The sequence below is a fragment of the Sphingomonas sp. GW821-FHT03E12 genome (genome assembly GCF_059420685.1).
Map to the genome: position 1 here is coordinate 231,602 of NZ_JBWKUF010000003.1, position 21,134 is coordinate 252,735.

Genomic DNA, 21,134 nt, shown 5'->3' on the forward strand with positions numbered 1-21,134 from the left:
GACCCACAGGTCTATACCGAACCACGTAAAGACCTGGTTGATACGCGGTTTACCACGGTGAAGGGGTCGTCCGGAGCGACCAAAGGAAATCTGGCTTCACAATAACTGACTGGTCAGTTATTTATTATCCATGCCGCGCCGGACTCCGCCCAATCGCCGCGAGGCGATCCTGAACGCAGCACGCGTCCAGTTCGCGGCGAGCGGCTATGCCGGAACGCGGATGGAGGATGTGGCGGCGGGGGTCGGCATTTCTAAGGCTGCGCTCTACCTGCAGTTCGCCGACAAGGCGGCGCTGTTCCGCGAGATGGTGGACGGGATGCTGCTGACGCGGCTGCCCGCCGCACTTCCGCCGGAGGTGGAATCTGCCCCTCCTGCAGTTCAGCTCGAGACGCTGGTGCGGCTGGGTGCCCGCCAGCTCGCCGAGCCCGAGATCGCATTCCTGCCGCGGCTGGTGATCGGCGAGGGCGGCAATTTTCCGGAGATCGCGCGCACCTATCATGATCGCGTCGTCGATCGCATCCTGACATTGGTTGCCGGCATCGTCGCGCGGGGAATCGCCGACGGCAGTTTCCGGCGAGTCGATCCCTATCTGACGGCTCGGACGGTCGCCGGTGCGTTGCTCCTCGGCGCATTGTGGAAGACGGTGTTCGAGCCGATCGGCGCCGTTCCGGTGGATATGGAGGGGCTCGCGGCCTCGCATATCGACATCGTGTTGAATGGGCTGCTTGCGGGAGTGCGCGCATGAAACGGATATTGCCGCTGGCGGCGATCGGGATCGCGGTGCTGGCCGCGCTGATCTGGTGGGCGTTCGGGCGCGATGAGGGGCCGGAACCCTGGCTCGGCTATGTCGAGGGCGAGGCGATCGAGGTCGCGGCGCCGGTCTCGGGCCAGCTCGCTGCGCTCAACGTCCAGCGCGGTGGACAGGTTGCGGCGGGGCAGGCGCTGTTCGCACTCAATGCTGCGACCACCGAGGCGGAGCTGAAGCGGCTGCAGGCGCAGCTCGCTTCGGCGCAAGCGCAGCGCGATGACCTGACCAAGGCGCGCCAGCGGCCGGCCGAACTCGACATCGCTCGCGCGCAGCAGGCAGCGGCGGGGGCCGAAGTGACGCGGACCGCACGCGAGTATCAGCGGATCGCGACGCTCGCCCAGCGCGGATTCGCTACCAAGAGCCAGCTCGACGCGGCGCGTGCGGCGGCGGACGGCGCGCGCGCATCGCTGAGCCAGGCCCAGGCCAGCGAAGCCTCAGGCGAACTCGCCGGCCGCGTCGATCAGATCGCTGCTGCCGATGCCCAGATCGCGGCGGCCCAGGCTGCGATCGCCGCCCAGAGCCGCCGCGGCGAGGAGATCGCGCCGCTGGCTCCCGCAGCGGGGCTGGTCGAGCAGACCTATTTCAACCCGGGCGAATGGGTGCCTGCGAACACGCCGGTGGTGCGGCTGTTGCCGCCTGGCCGGGTGAAGATCCGTTTCTATGCCCCGCAGTCGTCGGTCGCTGCGCTCAAGCCGGGAGTGAAAGTGACGGTCACCTGCGATGGTTGCGGCGGTCCCATCGCGGCTACCGTGCGCTACGTCGCGCCGCAGGCGGAGTTCACTCCGCCGGTGATCTACAGCGAGCGAGCCCGTGCCAAGCTGGTCTTCCTGGTGGAGGCCTATCCGGACGGTGGCATCGAGAAATTCCGTCCGGGCCTGCCGGTCGAGGTGCAGCCGCGGTGACCGATGGCGCGGCCATTTCGGTTGAGGGGCTGACCAAAAGGTTCGGCAACCGGACGGTGGTCGATAATGTCAGCCTTGAGGTCGGCCGCGGCCGGATTTGCGGGTTCCTCGGCCCCAACGGATCGGGCAAGACCACGACGCTGCGGATGATCTGCGGGCTGCTGATCCCCGACGGCGGCGGCGGCGAGGTGCTGGGGATGGACCTGCGCACCCAGCGGGAGCTGATCAAGCGCCGCATCGGCTACATGACCCAGCGCTTCGGCCTGTTCGAGGATCTGACGATCCGCGAGAATCTGGCCTTCGTCGCCGACGCCTATGGGCTGGACGAGAAGACGAAGCGGGTGGATGCCGCGCTGGAGCGGCTGGGGCTTGAAACCCGCGCCGATCAGCTGGCCGGAACGCTCTCGGGCGGGTGGAAGCAGCGGCTCGCGCTCGCCGCCTGCGTGCTGCACGATCCCGAAATCCTGCTGCTCGACGAACCGACCGCCGGCGTCGACCCGCTCGCCCGGCGCGAGTTCTGGGATCAGGTCCATATGCTCTCGGCGGAGGGCACGACCGTGCTCGTCTCGACCCACTATATGGACGAGGCCGAGCGCTGCCACGACATCGCGTACATCGCCTATGGCGTGCTGCTCGCGCGCGGGACCGCGGAAGAGATCGTCGCGCAATCGGGGCTGGTCGCGCTGGCGGGTGAGGGGCCGGGCGCGGATCGCCTCGCGCCGAAGCTGGAAAAGGCGCCGGGTGTGGCGATGGCCGCTGCGTTCGGGCCGACGGTGCATGTCTGCGGCCGCGACATGGCGGCGCTGCGCGCCGCGGTGGCGGACATCGCGCCCGAGATCAGCTGGCGCGAGACCGAACCGACGCTGGAGGATGTGTTCATCCACCTGATGCGCGGCGCGACGGATAACAGTACGGAAGCGCGCGCATGACACAGGGTTTCGCCCTCGCCTGGCGACGCATCTGGGCCGTGCTGGTCAAGGAGGTGCATCAGCTGCGCCGCGATCCACTGACCTTCGGCATGGTGGTCGGGCTTCCGCTCGTCCAGCTGATCCTGTTCGGTTTCGCGATCAACAACGATCCCCGCCATCTGCGCGCGGCGCTGGAGATGAACGATCACAGCTCGATCACGCGCACCGTCGAGAATTCGCTTCGTGCGAGTTCCTATTTCGAGCTGGTGCCGGTGAGCAAGCCCGGAGAGGGGGAGGCGATGCTGCGCCGCGGATCGGTGCAGTTCCTGATCGTCGTGCCGAGCAACTTCACGCGCGATCTGATCCGCGGTGAGCGGCCCCAACTGCTCGTGCTGGCCGATGCGACCGATCCGGCAGCCACGGGCAATGCGACCTTCGCGGTGGAGCAGGCGGTGCTTTCCGGCCTTCGCCACGACCTGATCGGTCCGCTCGCGTCGCGCGCGGCAACCCCTTCGCCGGTCGAGGTCGTCATCCAGCGCCGCTATAATCCGGAGGGGATCACCAGCCACAACATCGTCCCGGGTCTGCTTGCGGTGGTGCTGTCGATGACGATGGTGATGATGACCTCGATCGCCGTGGCGCGCGAACGCGAGCGCGGGACGATGGAGAACCTCCTGGCGATGCCGCTTCGCCCGCTGGAGGTGATGGCGGGAAAGATCCTGCCCTATGTGCTGATCGGCGCAGCGCAGACGGTGATCATCGTGGTGCTGGCGGGGCTGATCTTCCACGTGCCCTTTGCGGGAGCCGCCTGGCTGCTGGCGCTGGCGACGCTCGTCTTCATCACGGTGAGCCTGTTGCTCGGCTTCACCCTCTCGACCTTCGCCAAGACGCAGATGCAGGCGATGCAGATGAGCTTCTTCTACATCCTGCCCAGCATCCTGCTCTCCGGCTTCGCCTTTCCCTATGCCGGCATGCCGCGCTGGGCGCAGTGGCTGGGCGAATTGCTGCCCGTCACCCATTACCTCCGCGTGGTGCGGGGGGTGATGCTCAAGGGCTGGTACCCCAGCGAGGCGCTGACCCAGCTGCTGATCCTTGCCGCGCTGGGCGCCGTGTTCGCGGTGATCGCGGTGCGGCGCTATGGCGATACGCTGGAGTGAGGAGCGGGAGGCTTCCCCAACTATAAGATGGACGGTCGGCAAACGACCCCGTAGCGGACGCCGGTAGCGCGTGTATTCTGCCAGAATGCGTAAACGACATCTGCTCAAGAATATCTTCGTTCTCGCTCTGTTGTTGCAGGGAGGATGTGCTGACCTTTTTGTCAAAGACGCGCGCGCGCAGGCGCAGCACGAACGAAGCCCGATAGACGCCGATCGACTTCAGCAGGTTCGCGAAGAGGAGCAAGAGGACAAGCTGCTGCGAGTGTTTGTCGCCCCGGGCAGTTGGGCCGCAGCTCTGTCACGGCTCGAAGGCCAGGATGTGGAAAGACGCAATGTCGCGGCCATCGGCTGCGTAGGTGAAATCTCTACTGACATGTTCTGCTCATGGCAGCGCCGTCGCGAACGTGAGTGGAAAAAATACTCCGGGCGGGCAGACTTAAGTCAGGAGACTCCCCAGATAAGAAACCAACGAGCCGATGAGCTGGACGATCGATAACCACCCAATTCCCGACCTCGCTTGCAATGTTGGAATTGATTTGCTTGCATCGGTCCGTTCGGTTCGATTGTCCCCGGAACCCGCGCCGGACAAGGTCAACAAAGTTGACAGAATAAATCGCGTTCCGCGTAACTTCGTCAACTTCCGGGCGGTCTGTTGCCGGTCGGCAATTTCCGGAATCCACCCATTCGCAGTCGTTCCGGCGGTAGCAAGGGCACCCTGGCGCTGGTCAGGCGTCAAGGCCCCCGATAGCGGACGCACGCGGCGCGATCGGCACAGTTCAGCTCACTCGGTGAGCTTCACCTTGACCTTGCCGATCGCCCAGAAGGGCCGGTCCTTCATGCGGCCGGTATAGAGGATCGTGTAGATCCCGTTCCCCTCCGCCACCAGGCCGAGCGGCGTGCGCAGGTCCGAGGCCCAGTTGTTCGCGTCGCTCTGCACGATCAGCGAGCGGCCCTGATGCCAGCGGATGCCGTCCTTCGATACGCTGTAGCTGACCGAATTGTTGGGCCGTGCCGGCAGATCGGGCTGGACGGGCGTGAAGTGGTTGGAATCGTAGAGCGCCATGTAATGGCCGTTGGGCAGTTTCTCGACGATCGGGTTCTCGATGAACAGGCTCTCGATTGGCGAGGGCTGCTCGCTCGGCACGCGGGTCCATTTGTTCGCGGTCAGGCTGTCGCCGGTTGCGACGCCGACATACCAGGGTGAGACCGGGAAATGATTGTGGCTGCCGTGCAGCGCGACCCACTTGTTCCCGACCTTGTAGGGGAAGAAGCTGTCGAGGCCCTGCTGCCCTTCCCATTTGGCGGCATCCTTGCCGCCGGGGGCCATCGACACATCGGCGTCCTTGTACGGGCCGCCGATGCCCTTGCGGCCGGGTGTCTGCGACACGGCGCGGACGGCGATGCCCTCGTAATCGAGGTTGAGCGCCTCGCCCTTCTCGCGGTTGCCGCCGCGATAGGCGATGTAGAACAGGTTCCAGCGATCGGTCTTCTCGTCGAAGATCACGCCCTGAAGCCAGACCTCGGAGCGGTGGTTGAGGTGCGACCGGCCGGGTACGCTCTCGACCACCGTGCCCTGGCGCGTCCAGTTGGTCGCGTCGGGGCTGGTCCAGTGGGCGATGCGCAGATCGAGATGGGGACGGCCGAACATCTCCGAGATGAAGAGATGGTAGGTGCCGTCGATCTTGAGCGTCATCCCGGTCTCGAAGCCGGACTTGTTGTCGCCGAGCTGATTGCTGTCGGGACCGATCACGGGCCCCTGCGTTTCCTCGATGATCGTCAGCTTCTCGCGGAAGCTGGCGTCGCGCTGGTCGAGATTATAGTTCTGCGCGGACACGGATGCCGTCGCCAACAGGGTCGCCGCAATCGCAATCGTCCGCCGTACCATCTCACCGCTCTCCATTTCATATTATGATAAGTCATAATATGACTATGCCACGATAGGCGCGGGTGCAACCACGGAACGCTAACAACACGAAAAAGGGCGGGAAAATCCCGCCCTTTCCGTTTCTATCGCTGACCCCGGATCACTGGTCGAGGAACGACCGCATCTTCCGCGAGCGGCTCGGGTGCTTGAGCTTGCGGAGCGCCTTCGCCTCGATCTGGCGGATACGCTCGCGGGTCACGCTGAACTGCTGGCCCACTTCCTCAAGCGTGTGATCGGTGTTCATGCCGATGCCGAAGCGCATGCGCAGCACGCGCTCTTCACGCGGGGTGAGGCTGGCGAGGACGCGGGTGACCGTTTCCTTGAGGTTCGCCTGGATCGCGGCATCCACGGGGATGATCGCGTTCTTGTCCTCGATGAAGTCGCCCAGATGGCTGTCTTCCTCGTCGCCGATCGGCGTTTCGAGGCTGATCGGCTCCTTGGCGATCTTCATCACCTTGCGGACCTTTTCGAGCGGCATCGACAGGCGCTCGGCCATTTCCTCGGGCGTGGGCTCGCGGCCCTGCTCGTGCAGGAACTGGCGGCTGGTGCGGACCAGCTTGTTGATCGTCTCGATCATGTGCACCGGAATACGGATGGTGCGCGCCTGATCGGCGATCGAGCGGGTGATCGCCTGACGGATCCACCACGTCGCATAGGTGCTGAACTTGTAGCCGCGGCGGTACTCGAACTTATCGACCGCCTTCATCAGGCCGATATTGCCCTCCTGGATGAGATCCAGGAACTGCAGGCCGCGGTTGGTGTATTTCTTGGCGATCGAGATGACGAGGCGCAGGTTCGCCTCGACCATTTCCTTCTTGGCGATACGCGCCTCACGCTCGCCCTTCTGCACCATGTTGACGATGCGGCGGAATTCGGTGAGCGCCATGCCGGTCTGCTGGCTGATCTCGCTCACTTCCACGCGGATGCGGTCGACCGCCGCGCCCTCATTCGCTGCGAACGCTGCCCATTTCTTGTCGATCTTCTCGACCGAAGCGATGAAGCTCTCGTCGAGCTCATGGCCCATATAGCGGTCGAGAAAGTCCTTGCGGTTGACCTTGTGCCGCTCGGCAAGGCGCAGCATCTGGCCGCCCAGCGCGGTGAGGCGCCGGTTGAAGCTGTAGAGCTGGTCGACGAGATACTCGATCTTCGCCTGGTGGAACTGCACGGACTCGACCTCTGCGGTCAGCTCCTCGCGCAGCTTCTGGTACTTCTTCTCGTCCGCAACGGTCAGCTCGCCGCCCGCCGCCATCGCGTCGAGCCGCTGCTGCTGAACCTTGCTGAACTTCTTGTAGATCGACGTGATGCTCGCGAAGCGCTCCAGCGCCTGCGGCTTCAGTGTCTCTTCCATCTGGGCGAGGGAGAGGGTGTTGTCCTCCTCCTCATCGTCCGAGGGGCGCGGCGTGCGGCGCTCGGTCATCTCGTCGTCATCATCGTCGGCGGAGACCTCTTCGGGCTCCTCCTCTTCCTTGAACGAGGTGCCGGCGGTCTTCTCGCTGATCTCGCCGTTATCGTCTTCTTCGGCACCCTCGACCTGCTCGGCCGACGGCCCCTTGGAGAGCATCGCGTCGAGATCGAGGATTTCGCGCAGCTGCATCGTGCCTTCGTTGAGCGCGTCCGACCAGCCGATGATGGCGTTGAAGGTGATCGGCGATTCGCACAGGCCCAGGATCATCGTGTCGCGGCCGGCCTCGATCCGCTTGGCGATCGCGATCTCGCCCTCGCGGCTGAGCAGCTCGACGGCGCCCATTTCGCGCAGATACATGCGGACGGGATCGTCGGTGCGATCGACCGTCTCTTTCTTCTTCGCGATCTCGAAGGGTTCGTCGTCCTTGTCGGACGAATCCACCTCGTCCGGGGTGTCGTCCTCGGGCTGCTCGTCCTCGCCGACATCTTCATTCTCGACGACGTTGACGCCCATGTCGGACAGCGCCGACATCACGTCCTCGATCTGCTCCGAGGTGAACTGATCCTGCGGGAGCATTTCGTTGAGCTGGTCGACGGTGATGTAACCGCGCTTCTTGGCGCGCGCGACGAGCTTCTTGATTGACCCCTCATTGAGGTCGATCAGCGGCGCGTCGCCAGCCTCGGTCGTGTCCGCGCCGTCTGTCATCATTGCCTTTGCCATCGATTGCCTTCGAAAACCGGATGGCGGCTATTATACGCCGCCTATTCCTGAATTATGCCTCGTCCGCAAGCATCAGATTCGCGAGCCGCGCTTCGAGTTCCGCCTTGCGCCGCACCAGCGCCACCTGACGATCGAACGCTTCGTCGCTGAAACGCGCCTGAACCGCAGCGGTTGCCTCTGCCAGTGCAGCATCGACCTGCGGCCTTGCGACAAGCACCGCGATCGCTTCGCCAAGATCGAGCGCCGCCCGTCCCGCATCCCACTCTTTCTGCGTGAAGGTGAAGCGGAGCGCGTCGGCGCGGAGCAGTTCCGCAGCTATCTGATCAAAACCGGACGCCGCCAATATGGTGCGCAGGCGGGCGGTATCAAGCGCCTGATCTTCAAGGGCGACATCGATCACCGCCTCGAACAGCCGCCCCAGTGCGCCGTCGGCAAGGCGCAGGCTGGAAAGCGTCTCCATGTGACGGGCGATCTCGGCCGGATGACGGATCAGCCCGGCTAGCACGGCCTTGGCCAGGACGCGGTCAATCCCGGTCGCGCCCACTGCCTGCACCGCGGGGCTGGGCGGCGGCTCGGGCGGCTGCCAGCGCTGGCCGGGACGGGCAGGCGCGCGGCCGCCCTGCGCGCGCGGCGTGAAGGTACGGGGAGCGGGCGCGAAATGCGCGTCGCAGCGGTTGCGGAACTCGGTGACGTATTCGTGGCGGACATTGCCGTCCTGAATGGTCGCGGCGAGATCGGACAGGCGGCGTTTCAGCCCTGCGCGCGCCTCGGGCGTTTCCAGCGGCTCGGCGGCGAGTTCGTGCTGCCAGATGCGATCGGCGAGCGGCTGGGCAGCCTGAAGCAATGCCTCGAACGCCTGCGGACCCGCCGAGCGGACGAGATCGTCGGGATCCTGACCGTTCGGAAGCGTCACGAAGGCGAGGCTGCGGCCGGGAGCCAGATGGGGCAGGGCGCGGTGGGCGGCGCGCATCGCGGCCTTCTGCCCGGCATTGTCACCGTCAAAGGCGAGCAGCGGAATATCGGCCATCCGCCACAGCCGCTCCAGCTGATGCTCGGTCAGCGCGGTGCCGAGCGGCGCCACCGCCTCGCCGAACCCCGCCTGCGCCAGTGCGATCACATCCATATAGCCCTCGACCGCGATCACGCGGCCGGTCTTGCGCGACGCCGCCTGCGCGCGATCGAGATTGTAGAGCGTCCGCCCCTTGTCGAAGAGCGGGGTTTCCGGGGAATTCAGATATTTCGGCTCGCCCTCGCCGATGATGCGTCCGCCGAACGCGATCACCCGGCCGCGCGCATCCTTGATCGGGATCATCAGCCGGCCGCGGAACCGGTCATACGGTTCCTTGTTCTCGACCTGGATCAGCATCCCGGCCTCGACCAGCATGGGGTCGCCATAGGTCTTCAGCGTCTCGCGCAGCTTGGTGCGCGAATCCGGCGAATAGCCCATGCCGAAGGCGCGGGCGGTGTCGGCGGTGATGCGGCGCCGTTCGAGCAATGCGCGCGCCTCCGCACCGGCCAGCCCATGGAGCTGATCGACATAGAATTTGGCCGCATCGGCCATCGCCTCGTGCAGCCCCTTGGCTCTCTCCGCTTTCTCCGCCGCGCGTGGATCGGCCTGGGGCACGTCCATGCCGGCGGCGGCGGCCAGCTCCTTCACCGCATCCATGAAGGGCAGGCCCTGCTGGTCGGTCATCCAGCGGATCGCGTCACCATGCGCGCCGCAACCGAAGCAGTGATAGAAGCCCTTGTCGTCGTTGATCGTGAACGACGGCGTCTTCTCGTTGTGGAACGGGCAGCACGCCTTCCACTCGCGCCCCGCGCGCGTGATCTTCACGCTGCGCCCGATCAGGGCGGACAACGTGGTCCGGGCGCGCAGTTCGTCGAGAAAGGCGGGGGTTAGGGTCATTCGTTCCTGCTCCCCCTCCCGCAAGCGGGAGGGGGCTGGGGGGTGGGTGCCCGCTCTCCGTTCGCAAGAGCTGCAGCGAGAATCGTTTCCAACACGCCATCCATGTTGGTGGTCAAATCATTGTTCCAGAAGCGGATCAAACGATAGCCGTGCGCCTCGATCCGCCGAGTGCGAGCTTCGTCCCGCGCCACCATTTCGGCATGCTGGCTGCCATCGAGTTCTATGGCCAGTCTGGCACTACGGCACGCGAAATCGGCGAAATGACCGGCGATCGGAAACTGCCGGGTGAACTTGAATCTGCCAAGCTGGGATCGCCGCAGGCGGGACCAGAGTAGATTCTCAGCCTCAGTCGAGTTGTTGCGAAGCTCGCGCGCCCGCTCGGTCGGCCGATCGAGCCGATAGCGAGGGCCCACCCCCCGGCCCCCTCCCGCTTGCGGGAGGGGGAGAGAGTTGGCGTCCTTCGTCACCTTACGCGAGCGCCGCCTTCACCAGTCCCGATGCCTTGCTCATGTCGAGCTGGCTGGCGTGGCGCGCCTTCAGCTCCGCCATCACGCGGCCCATGTCCTTCATTCCCGACGCGCCCAGCTCGGCCTTGATCGCCTCGATCGCGGCGCTGGTCTCTGCTTCGCTCATCTGCGCCGGCAGGAACCGCTCGATCACCGCGACCTCGGCCTTCTCCTTATCGGCAAGCTCCTGGCGGCCGCCCTTTTCGAACATCTCGATCGACTCGCGGCGCTGCTTGACCATTTTCTGGAGGACCTCGACCACCAATGCGTCGTCGTCGGTGACTGGGCCCTGAGTCCGCACCTCGATATCGCGATTCTTGATCGCGCTCTGGATCAGGCGGATGGCGGCCGTGCCTTCCTTGTCGCCGCTCTTCATGGCGGTGATGACGGCGGCCTGGATATCGTCGCGGATCATTTTGTCTCTACCCACAGGTGAATCGGAATTATCCGGCCTTAGCCCCCCCGGCCGTCCGACGCGAGGGTTGACGAATTGGGGGGAGGGGTCTAGCGGGCGGGCCTTAGCACACATTGCCGGAAACCCCTGTAGGAGCGCCCTCTCATAATGGCCGACGCGACGCCTTTTACCGTGCCTGAAGGAGCTACAGGCGTTCTTGTTCTTGCGTCGGGTGAGGTGATCTGGGGGCGTGGTTTCGGGGCCGAGGGCCATGCCGCGGGGGAAGTCTGCTTCCACACCTCGATGACCGGCTATCAGGAGATCATGACGGACCCGTCCTTCGCGGGCCAGATGATCTGCTTCACCTTCCCCCATATCGGCAATGTCGGCGCCAACCCCGACGACGTCGAGGCCGACAATCCCCACGCGCTCGGCATGATCGTGCGAGAGGACGTGACCGAGCCGAGCAATTTCCGCAGCGCCGAGCGGCTCGACGACTGGATGCGCAAGCACGATCGCATCGGGCTTGCCGGGATCGACACTCGCGCGCTGACCCGCCGCATTCGCGGGCAGGGCGCGCCCAACGGCGTGATCGCCCATGCGGCGGACGGCAAGTTCGATATCCCCTGGCTGCTCGAGCGCGCACGTGCCTGGCCGGGCCTCGAGGGGATGGACCTCGCCATCACCGTCACCACCGAAACCCATTTCGGCTGGGAAGGCGGCGTGTGGCGGCTCGGCTTCGGTTATGGCGAAGAGGGCGCGGAGGACAACCGCCCGCACGTCGTGGCGATCGATTACGGCTCGAAGCACAATATCTTCCGCAACCTCGTCCAGGCCGGCGCCAAGGTGACGGTGCTGCCCGCCACCGCGACGGCGGAGCAGGTGCTGAGCTTCGCCCCCGACGGCATCTTCCTGTCGAACGGCCCGGGCGATCCCGCCGCGACCGGCGAATATGCCGTGCCGGTGATCCGCGAACTGCTGGAGACGAAGAAGCCGCTGTTCGGCATCTGCCTCGGCCACCAGCTGCTCGGCCTCGCCGTGGGCGCGCAGACCACCAAGATGTTCCAGGGCCATCGCGGCGCCAACCACCCGGTCAAGCGCCTCAGCGACGGCGCGGTCGAGATCACCAGCATGAACCACGGCTTCGCGGTGGATCGCGACACGCTGCCCGCCGGGGTGACCGAGACGCATGTCTCGCTGTTTGACGGCAGCAATTGCGGGATCGAGATCGACGGCGGCCGCGCGTTCAGCGTGCAATACCACCCCGAGGCCTCGCCGGGGCCGCAGGACAGCTTCTATCTGTTCGAGCGGTTTGTGGGGATGCTGGAGGAAAGGGCATGAACCCATTGCCAATCGATCCTGAAAGGCTCGAAAGGGAATGGGAAGCCGATCTGGACGTCCTCGCTAGTTTAGCTGCGAATGGTGATCGACCCGAGATTGCTCGACCAGTCGATGTGAACTTTCGCGGAAGTCCTGAAGCGCTTGCTGCTCTAGAAGAGCGCGCTGCCGAGTTCGGATTCGTCGTTTTGGAGACCGAACCATCTGCGGATGGCGATCCATGCCTCTTCCTCGAGCGTTCGCAAAAGGCTGATGAAGCGTCGATCAGGGCGCTGACCGAGACTTGCTTGCAAATCGAACTGATCTTTGGCCTCGAATATGAAGGCTGGGGATGTGTCGCTGAAACTGGATTGATACACTAAAATGCCCAAACGCACCGACATCTCCTCCATCCTCGTCATCGGCGCCGGTCCCATCGTGATCGGGCAGGCATGCGAGTTCGACTATTCGGGCACGCAGGCGATCAAGGCGCTCAAAGAAGAGGGCTATCGCATCGTCCTGGTCAATTCGAACCCGGCGACGATCATGACCGATCCCGAGCTGGCCGACGCCACTTACGTGGAGCCGATCACGCCCGCGGTGGTCGCCAAGATCATCGAGAAGGAGCGGCCCGACGCCGTCCTGCCCACCATGGGCGGCCAGACCGCACTCAACACCGCGCTCGCGCTCGCCAATGACGGGACGCTGGAGAAGTTCGGCTGCATCATGATCGGCGCGGACGCCGAGGCGATCGACAAGGCCGAGGACCGGCTGAAGTTCAAGGACGCGATGACCAAGATCGGGCTGGAATCGGCCCGTTCGGCGATCGCGCATAGCGAGGCGGACGCACTGGCGGCGCTGGAGAAGGTTGGACTGCCCGCGATCATCCGTCCCAGCTTCACCATGGGCGGTTCGGGTGGCGGCATCGCCTATAACCGCGAGGAATTCCTCACGATCGTCCGCAGCGGCCTCGACCTGTCGCCGACGACCGAGGTGCTGATCGAGGAATCGCTCCTCGGCTGGAAGGAATATGAGATGGAGGTCGTGCGGGATCGCAACGACAACGCCATCATCATCTGCTCGATCGAGAATATCGATGCGATGGGCACCCATACGGGGGATTCGATCACCGTCGCGCCGGCGCTGACGCTGACCGACAAGGAATACCAGATCATGCGCAATGCATCGATCGCGGTGCTCCGGGAAATCGGCGTCGAAACCGGCGGTTCGAACGTGCAGTTCGCGGTCAATCCCAAGGATGGCCGCCTGATCGTGATCGAGATGAACCCGCGCGTGTCGCGCAGTTCGGCGCTGGCGTCGAAGGCGACCGGCTTCCCGATCGCCAAGGTCGCGGCCAAGCTCGCGGTCGGCTACACGCTCGACGAGATCGAGAACGACATCACCGGCGCGACTCCCGCGTCGTTCGAGCCGACGATCGATTACGTCGTCACCAAGATCCCGCGCTTCGCGTTCGAGAAGTTCAAGGGCGCCGAGCCGACGCTGGGCACCGCGATGAAGTCGGTCGGCGAAGTGATGGCGATCGGCCGCAATATCCATGAATCGATGCAGAAGGCGCTGCGCGGTCTCGAAACCGGGCTCAGCGGCTTCAACAATGTCGATGCGCTGGCCGGCGCGCCGCGCGACGAGATCGAGGCGGCACTGGCGATCCGCTCGCCCGACCGGCTGCTGATTGCGGCGCAGGCGCTGCGCGAGGGCTTCACCGTCGCCGAAGTGCATGCGCTGACCAAGTATGACCCGTGGTTCCTCGAGCGGATGGCCGAGATCGTCCGCGCCGAGACCGAGGTCGCGACCAACGGCCTGCCGCAGGACGCGGCGGGGATGCGCAAGCTCAAGTCGATGGGCTTCTCCGACAAGCGGCTCGCCTGGCTGGCGTTGCAGTCGGCGAACCTGCGCGAAGGTGCGGGCGCGATGGCGCGCTCCTCGGGGCTGATCGGCGAGGTCGTCAAGGCGATGACCGGCGGCGTGACCGAGGCGGACGTGCGTGCGCACCGTCACAAGCTGGGCGTGCGCCCGGTGTTCAAGCGGATCGATACCTGCGCGGCGGAGTTCGACGCGAAGACGCCGTATATGTACTCGACCTATGAGGCGCCGAGCTTTGGCGAACCCGAGTGCGAGAGCCAGGTTTCGGACCGCAAGAAGGTCGTGATCCTGGGCGGCGGTCCGAACCGGATCGGGCAGGGGATCGAGTTCGACTATTGCTGCTGCCATGCATGCTTCGCGCTGTCGGACGCCGGATTCGAGACGATCATGGTCAATTGCAACCCGGAAACGGTCAGCACCGACTATGACACGTCGGACCGCCTCTATTTCGAGCCGCTGACGGCCGAGGACGTGCTGGAGATCCTGCATGTCGAGCAGTCGAAGGGCGAATTGCTCGGCGTGATCGTCCAGTTCGGCGGGCAGACCCCGCTCAACCTGGCGCGCTCGCTCGAGGCGGCGGGGATTCCGATCCTCGGCACTTCGCCCGACGCGATCGATCTGGCCGAGGATCGCGAGCGCTTCGCCGATCTGGTGTCGAAGCTGGGCCTCAAGCAGCCCGCCAACGGCATCGCGCGCAGCCGGGAAGAGGCGATCGCGGTGGCCGAGCGGATCGGCTACCCGGTGCTGACGCGTCCGAGCTACGTGCTGGGTGGCCGCGCGATGGAGATCGTCGATACGGTCGAGCAGCTCGATCACTATATCCAGACCGCGGTCCAGGTGTCGGGCGACGCGCCCGTGCTGATCGACCAGTATCTGCGCGATGCGGTCGAGGTGGACGTGGACGCGATCGCCGATGGCGACGATGTCGTGGTTGCGGGCGTGCTCCAGCATATCGAGGAAGCCGGCGTCCATTCGGGCGACAGCGCCTGCTCGATCCCGCCTTACTCGCTCTCGGCGGAGATCATCGCGGAGATCGAGCGCCAGACCGAGGCGCTGGCGCGCGGACTCAACGTCAAGGGGCTGATGAACATCCAGTTCGCGGTCAAGGACGGCGAAGTCTACCTGATCGAGGTCAACCCGCGCGCCTCGCGCACGGTACCGTTCGTCGCCAAGGCGATTGGCGCGCCCATCGCCAAGATCGCGAGCCGGGTGATGGCGGGCGAGAAGCTCAAGGATCTGCCGAAGATCGATCGCGACATCGACTATGTCGCGGTCAAGGAAGCGGTGTTCCCGTTCAACAAGTTCCCGGGCGTCGATCCGGTCTTGTCACCGGAAATGAAGTCCACGGGCGAAGTGATGGGGATCGATAGCGATTTCCCGATCGCCTTCGCCAAGTCCCAGCTTGGCGCCGGCATGACCCTGCCGACCGAGGGCCGCGTGTTCGTCAGCGTCAAGGACGGCGACAAGCCGGTGGTGCTGCCGGGGGTCCGCATCCTGGTCGAACAGGGCTTTGCCATTGTCGCGACCGGCGGCACCGCGGACTATCTGGAGGCCAACGGCGTGCCCGTAGAGCGCGTCAACAAGGTCGCGCAGGGTCGCCCGCACATCGTCGACCGCATCGTCGACGGCGAAATCGCCCTGATCTTCAACACTACCGAAGGCTGGCAGTCGCTCAAGGACAGCGAATCGATCCGTGCTTCGGCGCTGTCGCTGAAGATTCCGTACTTCACGACCGCCCCGGCGAGCGTGGCGGCGGCGCGGGCAATTGCTGCACTTGCGGTCCAGTCCCTTGAAGTCCGACCGTTGCAGTCCTACTATTCGCAATCGCACAATTGATCCCCCACAACGAAGGTTAGGGTGCGGGCGAGCCAATTCTGGCGCGCCGGGGAAAGGGGTTTTGACGAAGGACGAATGCGATGGCGACGGTCGAAAAGATGCCGATGCTCCAGGAGGGCTATGAGAAGCTCTCGACGGAACTGAAGCGCCTCAAAGCCGAGCGACCCCTGATCGTGGATGCGATCGAGGAAGCGCGCGCGCATGGCGACCTGTCGGAAAACGCCGAATACCATGCCGCCAAGGAGCAGCAGGGCCAGAATGAGGCGACCATCGCCGACATCGAGGACAAGCTGTCGCGCGCCCAGATCATCGATCCGAAGGAACTGTCGGGCGACAAGATCGTGTTCGGCGCCACGGTGACGCTGCTGGACGAGGACGACAAGTCGATCCGCTACCAGATTGTTGGCCTTGCCGAAGCGGACGTGAAGACCGGCCGGATCAGCTACAATTCGCCGATCGGCCGCGCGCTGATCGGCAAGAGCGTGGGCGATGAGGTCGAAGTGACCGTGCCTGCGGGCGACCGCTGGTACGAAGTCAGCAAGATCGAGTTCATCTAAGAGGGCGATTCCCCCTTACCGTCATCCCGGCCTTGTGCCGGGATCCACGGTGCCGCGCGGACTGCGCTGGAGCCTGACAGGCATCGTTCGCCGCGCGGTGGACCCCGGCACAAGGCCGGGGTGACGGGTCACGTTGTCGGAAGCGTGGTGCTCAGGCCTGATCCGGCTCCATCAGGCGGTGCAGATGCACCACCACATATTTCATCTCGGCATCGTCGACCGTGCGCTGCGCGGCGCCGCGCCATGCCTTTTCGGCGCTGGCATAGTCGGGAAAGATGCCGACGACGTCGAGTTTGGTCGGATCCTGGAAATCGAGCGTCATCGGATCGGTCACGCGACCGCCGAAGACGAGGTGCAGCTTGCTCATGGAAACTCCTGGGGATTGGCTATCCCCGTCGCCTTAGCGTGCACCTCGCACCGCACTCAAGTGGAGTTCGGACAAAGCCGTCAGGCGTCGGTCTTTGCGGTCGCCGCGTCCTTGGCCGCGGTGAAAGCGTTGCCGATGATCTTGCCGAGCTGATCCTTCGCGACGTCGCGCTGGGGCAGCAGGGCATCGATCTCCGCCTTTCCGACATCGCGCGCGGCCGCCGCAGCGGCGCTGGCGCCCTCCGCGATCCGCTTGCCGACGGGAGCGAGCAACTCCTTCTCCTTGTTCAAGCGGGGCAGGAGCGCCCCGATCACGGCGCCCAGCGCAACACCGCCGGCGACCAGCGCCAGCGGGTTGTTCTCGATCTTGTCGTTCGCGCGCTGACGGCGGCTCGAAGCTCCGTTGCTCTCGGTCATTTGCTGGATCCTTTCTTCGAACGTTTCAAACTCTTCGCGCCGGCCGCGGTTGCACGCTTGGTGCCGGACCAGAGCAATCGCGCCAGCGGCTTGCGTGCCATGAACAGCATCGCAAGCCCCGCGGCGGCGGCGATCGCCTTGGGCCGGGCACGGACGGCCTGGACACTGTCGCGCACCAGCCGGCCCGCGACGTTCTCGACCGCATCCTGCGCCAGCGTCACCGGGTTGAGCCGGCCATGCATTTCTTCGAGCGTGCCGAACAGCCGCTGGCGGGCATTATGCGCGCGCGCTTGCGCCTCGAGCAGTGAGACCGGAAGCTGTTCGTCGCTCATGGTGCGTCCTTGGGGCGAGTGGCCCGGCGGAAGCGGCGGAGCGCAGCGCGGGCGAACAGCGCCGCCGCACCTGCAGCGGCCAGTACCACGATCAGCGTCGCAAGGCCGGGGCCGACATAAGGGGTGAGGATCATCACCAGCCCGACGATCAACGCGATCGCCGCCGCCTGCGCGAGCAGGAGCACGGCGATGCCCAGCACCGCCGCCGCCCGCGCATCGGCCAGCCGATCGAGCGCCAGCGCGCGCCAATAGGCGATCTCCGCCTCGGCATAGGCGCGGCCATCGCCGACCGCGCGTGCGATCAGCGTGCCGATGCCTTCTTCGTCATCGGGCTCGTGACGCTCGTCCACCTGACCCCCCGGAACCGGCGCTTATGCTTTGGGCTTGCCGGAACCGGCATCGTCGGTCGCGCCCTTGTCCGCGAGGTCGCCCGCCGCATCGAGGCCGGACTTGAGCAGGCGCGCGAGCACAAAGCCGACGCCGGCGGCGATGCCGACCGCGACCATCGGGCTCTTCTTCACGAAGCCGCGCGCGTCGTCGATCAGGTCGTCGACCTGCTTGCCGCGAAGCGATTCGGCGAGTCCCGAAATCTGGTCGGCGGCGGAACGGGCATACTGGCCATATTGCTCGCCGAGCCGTTCATCGACCGAACCGGCGGCGTCGCGCATCAGGTCCGAAAAGCCGTCGAGCGCACCGGTCGCCTTTTCCTTGCCCGTGTCGGCAAAGGCGCGCGCCTTGTCGCCGGCTTGGCCCGCGAGCTTGCCGGCTTCCTCGCGCACCTTTTCGGCCGCGCCGCGCTTGGACTCGGCGGCGACCAGCGTGCCGCCTTCGTCGATCGAATTCGTCTCGTCAGCCATGCGCAAAATCCCTTCCACTAGCTTCCCCGGATCAACCACGGCGCAGACCGACGGTTCCATCCGTTACATGATTTGCCCGGCGGCGCCGAACGGGATAGAGGCCCGCGCGACACCGACGCCGTTCGTATCGACCCCAAGGTAGGGAGACCATTTCGTGACCGCAATCATCGACATCCATGCCCGTCAGATTCTCGACAGCCGCGGCAACCCGACGGTGGAGGTCGATGTGCTGCTGGAAGACGGCAGCTTCGGCCGCGCAGCAGTCCCCTCGGGCGCCTCGACCGGCGCGCATGAGGCCGTCGAGAAGCGCGACGGCGACAAGAGCGTCTATCTGGGCAAGGGCGTGCTCGAGGCGATCGAGGGCGTGAACGGCGAGATTGCCGAGGAGATCGTCGGTCTCGATGCCGAGGACCAGGCCGATATCGACCGCGCGATGATCGAACTGGACGGCACCCCGAACAAGGGGCGTCTGGGTGCGAACGCGATCCTGGGCGTGAGCCTCGCCACCGCCAAGGCAGCGGCGGATGCACGCGGCCTGCCGCTCTATCGCTATGTCGGCGGCGTTTCGGCGCATGTGCTTCCCGTTCCGATGATGAACATCATCAACGGGGGCGAGCATGCCGATAACCCGATCGACTTCCAGGAATTCATGATCGTGCCGGTCGGCGCGGAGAGCCTGGCCGAAGCGGTGCGCTGCGGCGCCGAGATCTTCCACACGCTCAAGAAGAAGCTCCACGACAAGGGCCTCGCAACCGGCGTGGGCGACGAGGGCGGCTTCGCCCCGAACATCGCGTCGACCACCGAAGCGCTCGACTTCATCATGTCGAGCGTCGAGGCGGCGGGCTACAAGCCGGGCGACAATGTGATGCTGGCGCTCGATTGCGCCGCGACCGAATATTATCGCGACGGCGCCTACAAGATGGTGGGCGAGGGCAAGACCTTCTCCTCGGCCGAGAATGCCGATTTCCTCGCAGGCCTGTGCGCCAACTACCCGATCTTCTCGATCGAGGACGGCATGGCCGAGGACGATTGGGAGGGCTGGAAGCTGCTGACCGAGAAGCTGGGCGGCAAGGTCCAGTTGGTCGGCGATGACCTGTTCGTCACCAATCCTGCCCGCCTCAAGCGCGGCATCGACGGCGGCTATGCCAACTCGCTGCTGGTCAAGGTCAACCAGATCGGGACGCTGACCGAGACGCTCGAGGCGGTGAGCCTGGCGCAGCGCTCGTCCTACACCGCGGTGATGTCGCACCGTTCGGGCGAGACCGAGGATGCGACGATCGCCGATCTCGCGGTCGCCACTAACTGCGGCCAGATCAAGACCGGCTCGCTTGCGCGTTCGGACCGGCTCGCCAAGTACAACCAGCTCATCCGCATCGAGGAAGAACTGGGCGATGCGGCGGTTTATGCGGGGCGCTCGATTTTGCGGGCTTGATCGCGGATTCGAGTTGGGCGACAATTAACTATGGCACGTGCAACCCCGTTCAAGGCGATCCTGACGCGAGCCGGTCTCCCGGCCGTCGCGATCATCTTCATGGGCTTCTTCGCCTATTCGGCGGTGCTGGGTCCGAACGGGGTGCTCACCTATGGCGACTACAAGCGCCAGCTTGCGGTGAAGCAGGGTGAACTCGCCAAGCTCGAAAAGGAGCGGGGCGAGCTGCGCAACCGCGTCGCGCTGCTCAACCAGAAGGGGGCTGACCCCGATATGGTGGACGAGCTGACGCGCAAGAAGCTCAACGTCGTCCACCCTGACGAAGTCATCGTCCCGCTCAATTGAACACCGGTTACCGTAGGGCTGCGCCCAGTCGCAGCCTTACGCGCGCGTCATCATTGCGCACCGGTCGATAACCGGCCTATAGGGCCGCTTCCATCTCTCCCCAGGATGAGGGTCAACGTGGCAAAAGCGCCGGCCAAGAGCCGTAAAATAGAACCAGCTGTAACTAACCGTGAACGTCCAAACGAACCGGATCGGTACAATGCCTCGAAAGAGGAATTGCTGGAATTCTATCGCCAGATGCTGCTCATCCGCCGCTTCGAGGAGAAGGCGGGCCAGCTCTATGGCCTCGGCTTCATCGGCGGCTTCTGCCACCTCTATATCGGTCAGGAAGCGGTCGCGGTGGGCCTACAGTCGGCGCTCGACGGCGACAAGGATTCGGTGATTACCGGTTATCGCGACCATGGTCACATGCTCGCCTATGGCATCGATCCCAAGGAGATCATGGCCGAGCTCACCGGCCGTGCCGCCGGCATCAGCCGCGGCAAGGGCGGGTCGATGCACATGTTCTCGACCGAGAAGAAGTTCTACGGCGGCCACGGCATCGTCGGCGCCCAGGTTTCGCTCGGCACCGGCCTCGCCTTCGCGCACAAATATAACGAGGACGGCGGCGTCGCGATGGCCTATTTCGGCGACGGCGCGTCGAACCAGGGCCAGGTCTACGAATCGTTCAACATGGCCGAGCTGTGGAAGCTCCCGATCATCTACGTGATCGAGAACAACCAATACGCCATGGGCACCAGCGTCAACCGCTCCTCATCCGAGGACCAGCTCTATCGCCGCGGCGAGAGCTTCCGCATCCCCGGCATCCAGGTCGACGGCATGGACGTGCTGGCATGCCGCGGCGCGGCCGAAGAGGCACTCGCATGGGTGCGCGCGGGCAAGGGGCCGATCATCCTCGAGATGAAGACCTATCGCTATCGCGGCCACTCGATGTCGGACCCGGCGAAGTATCGCAGCCGCGACGAGGTCCAGTCGGTGCGCGACAACAGCGATCCGATCGAAGGCGTGAAGAAGGAACTCGAAGCCATCGGCGTCAAGGAAGACGAGCTGAAGGCGATCGAGGCCGAGATCCGCAAGGCGGTGAACGAATCCGCCGACTTTGCCGAGCAGACGCCGGAGCCCGATCCGGCCGAACTTTATACCGATGTTCTGGTGGGGACGTACTGA

22 protein-coding genes are annotated in these 21,134 nt (G+C 65.0%); 12 read left to right on the forward strand and 10 right to left on the reverse strand.

What is annotated here, in order from left to right; translation table 11 throughout:
- The first annotated feature begins 130 nt into the window (after window positions 1-130).
- The 5 genes from AC07TU_RS10655 (at window position 131) to AC07TU_RS10675 (ending at window position 4,271) form a co-directional block, all read left to right on the forward strand.
- Window positions 131-745 carry a TetR/AcrR family transcriptional regulator gene (locus AC07TU_RS10655; RefSeq protein WP_495187884.1) on the forward strand — a complete coding sequence of 205 codons (615 nt, stop codon included), beginning with the start codon at window positions 131-133 and terminating at the stop codon, window positions 743-745.
- On the forward strand, window positions 742-1,710 hold the full coding sequence (locus AC07TU_RS10660; protein ID WP_495187885.1) for an HlyD family secretion protein: 969 nt from the start codon (window positions 742-744) through the stop codon (window positions 1,708-1,710). Before AC07TU_RS10655 ends, AC07TU_RS10660 begins: the two co-directional genes overlap by 4 nt.
- Window positions 1,707-2,639 carry an ABC transporter ATP-binding protein gene (locus AC07TU_RS10665; protein ID WP_495187886.1) on the forward strand — a complete coding sequence of 311 codons (933 nt, stop codon included), beginning with the start codon at window positions 1,707-1,709 and terminating at the stop codon, window positions 2,637-2,639. Before AC07TU_RS10660 ends, AC07TU_RS10665 begins: the two co-directional genes overlap by 4 nt.
- On the forward strand, window positions 2,636-3,775 hold the full coding sequence (locus tag AC07TU_RS10670) for an ABC transporter permease (protein WP_495187887.1): 1,140 nt from the start codon (window positions 2,636-2,638) through the stop codon (window positions 3,773-3,775). Before AC07TU_RS10665 ends, AC07TU_RS10670 begins: the two co-directional genes overlap by 4 nt.
- A gap of 85 nt (window positions 3,776-3,860) precedes the next feature.
- Window positions 3,861-4,271 carry a hypothetical protein gene (locus AC07TU_RS10675; RefSeq protein ID WP_495187888.1) on the forward strand — a complete coding sequence of 137 codons (411 nt, stop codon included), beginning with the start codon at window positions 3,861-3,863 and terminating at the stop codon, window positions 4,269-4,271.
- Between the two features lie 285 nt (window positions 4,272-4,556).
- Here the strand turns inward: AC07TU_RS10675 and AC07TU_RS10680 are convergent, their stop codons facing one another.
- From AC07TU_RS10680 to AC07TU_RS10700, 5 genes are all read right to left on the reverse strand, one after another.
- Window positions 4,557-5,660: a hypothetical protein gene (locus AC07TU_RS10680; protein ID WP_495187889.1), complete on the reverse strand. Its 1,104-nt coding sequence runs from the start codon at window positions 5,658-5,660 to the stop codon at window positions 4,557-4,559.
- A gap of 139 nt (window positions 5,661-5,799) precedes the next feature.
- The gene (rpoD, locus tag AC07TU_RS10685) at window positions 5,800-7,824 is read right to left on the reverse strand and encodes an RNA polymerase sigma factor RpoD (RefSeq protein WP_495187890.1); all 2,025 of its coding nucleotides are present in this window, start codon (window positions 7,822-7,824) and stop codon (window positions 5,800-5,802) included.
- A gap of 52 nt (window positions 7,825-7,876) precedes the next feature.
- Window positions 7,877-9,730, reverse strand: a complete 1,854-nt coding sequence (gene dnaG / locus AC07TU_RS10690) for a DNA primase (RefSeq protein WP_495187891.1) — start codon at window positions 9,728-9,730, stop codon at window positions 7,877-7,879.
- Window positions 9,727-10,197 (reverse strand): endonuclease domain-containing protein, encoded by a 471-nt coding sequence (locus AC07TU_RS10695; RefSeq protein ID WP_495187892.1) that lies wholly within the window; start codon window positions 10,195-10,197, stop codon window positions 9,727-9,729. Before AC07TU_RS10695 ends, dnaG begins: the two co-directional genes overlap by 4 nt.
- A 1-nt stretch (window position 10,198) precedes the next feature.
- The gene (locus AC07TU_RS10700; protein ID WP_495187893.1) at window positions 10,199-10,651 is read right to left on the reverse strand and encodes a GatB/YqeY domain-containing protein; all 453 of its coding nucleotides are present in this window, start codon (window positions 10,649-10,651) and stop codon (window positions 10,199-10,201) included.
- A gap of 147 nt (window positions 10,652-10,798) precedes the next feature.
- Between AC07TU_RS10700 and carA the strand changes: the two genes are divergently transcribed.
- The 4 genes from carA to greA all read left to right on the forward strand — a co-directional run bounded on the left by carA (window position 10,799) and on the right by greA (window position 16,221).
- Entirely contained in the window at window positions 10,799-11,971 is a 1,173-nt protein-coding gene (gene carA / locus AC07TU_RS10705) for a glutamine-hydrolyzing carbamoyl-phosphate synthase small subunit (RefSeq protein WP_495187894.1), read from the forward strand.
- A complete protein-coding gene (locus AC07TU_RS10710; RefSeq protein ID WP_495187895.1) occupies window positions 11,968-12,330 on the forward strand; it encodes a ribonuclease E inhibitor RraB in 363 nt (120 codons plus the stop codon). The genes carA and AC07TU_RS10710 overlap by 4 nt, the downstream gene beginning before the upstream one ends.
- A gap of 1 nt (window position 12,331) precedes the next feature.
- On the forward strand, window positions 12,332-15,664 hold the full coding sequence (gene carB, locus AC07TU_RS10715; RefSeq protein ID WP_495187896.1) for a carbamoyl-phosphate synthase large subunit: 3,333 nt from the start codon (window positions 12,332-12,334) through the stop codon (window positions 15,662-15,664).
- 80 nt (window positions 15,665-15,744) lie between these two features.
- On the forward strand, window positions 15,745-16,221 hold the full coding sequence (gene greA, locus AC07TU_RS10720) for a transcription elongation factor GreA (protein ID WP_495187897.1): 477 nt from the start codon (window positions 15,745-15,747) through the stop codon (window positions 16,219-16,221).
- Between the two features lie 151 nt (window positions 16,222-16,372).
- Here greA and AC07TU_RS10725 read toward each other — a convergent pair whose 3' ends face one another.
- From AC07TU_RS10725 to AC07TU_RS10745, 5 genes are all read right to left on the reverse strand, one after another.
- Window positions 16,373-16,588: a DUF4170 domain-containing protein gene (locus tag AC07TU_RS10725; protein WP_495171412.1), complete on the reverse strand. Its 216-nt coding sequence runs from the start codon at window positions 16,586-16,588 to the stop codon at window positions 16,373-16,375.
- 80 nt (window positions 16,589-16,668) lie between these two features.
- Window positions 16,669-17,004, reverse strand: a complete 336-nt coding sequence (locus AC07TU_RS10730) for a hypothetical protein (RefSeq protein ID WP_495187898.1) — start codon at window positions 17,002-17,004, stop codon at window positions 16,669-16,671.
- Window positions 17,001-17,336: a hypothetical protein gene (locus tag AC07TU_RS10735; protein ID WP_495187899.1), complete on the reverse strand. Its 336-nt coding sequence runs from the start codon at window positions 17,334-17,336 to the stop codon at window positions 17,001-17,003. Before AC07TU_RS10735 ends, AC07TU_RS10730 begins: the two co-directional genes overlap by 4 nt.
- Complete coding sequence (locus AC07TU_RS10740) at window positions 17,333-17,686, reverse strand: phage holin family protein (protein WP_495187900.1); 354 nt, start codon at window positions 17,684-17,686, stop codon at window positions 17,333-17,335. The genes AC07TU_RS10735 and AC07TU_RS10740 overlap by 4 nt, the downstream gene beginning before the upstream one ends.
- A 21-nt stretch (window positions 17,687-17,707) precedes the next feature.
- Window positions 17,708-18,193 carry a hypothetical protein gene (locus AC07TU_RS10745; RefSeq protein WP_495187901.1) on the reverse strand — a complete coding sequence of 162 codons (486 nt, stop codon included), beginning with the start codon at window positions 18,191-18,193 and terminating at the stop codon, window positions 17,708-17,710.
- Window positions 18,194-18,347: 154 nt separating this feature from the next.
- On the opposite strand from AC07TU_RS10745, the gene eno reads away from it, so the two are divergent.
- From eno to pdhA, 3 genes are all read left to right on the forward strand, one after another.
- Window positions 18,348-19,625, forward strand: a complete 1,278-nt coding sequence (gene eno, locus AC07TU_RS10750) for a phosphopyruvate hydratase (RefSeq protein ID WP_495187902.1) — start codon at window positions 18,348-18,350, stop codon at window positions 19,623-19,625.
- A gap of 30 nt (window positions 19,626-19,655) precedes the next feature.
- Entirely contained in the window at window positions 19,656-19,967 is a 312-nt protein-coding gene (locus tag AC07TU_RS10755) for an FtsB family cell division protein (protein WP_495187903.1), read from the forward strand.
- A 105-nt stretch (window positions 19,968-20,072) separates the two neighbouring features.
- On the forward strand, window positions 20,073-21,134 hold the full coding sequence (pdhA, locus tag AC07TU_RS10760; RefSeq protein ID WP_495187904.1) for a pyruvate dehydrogenase (acetyl-transferring) E1 component subunit alpha: 1,062 nt from the start codon (window positions 20,073-20,075) through the stop codon (window positions 21,132-21,134).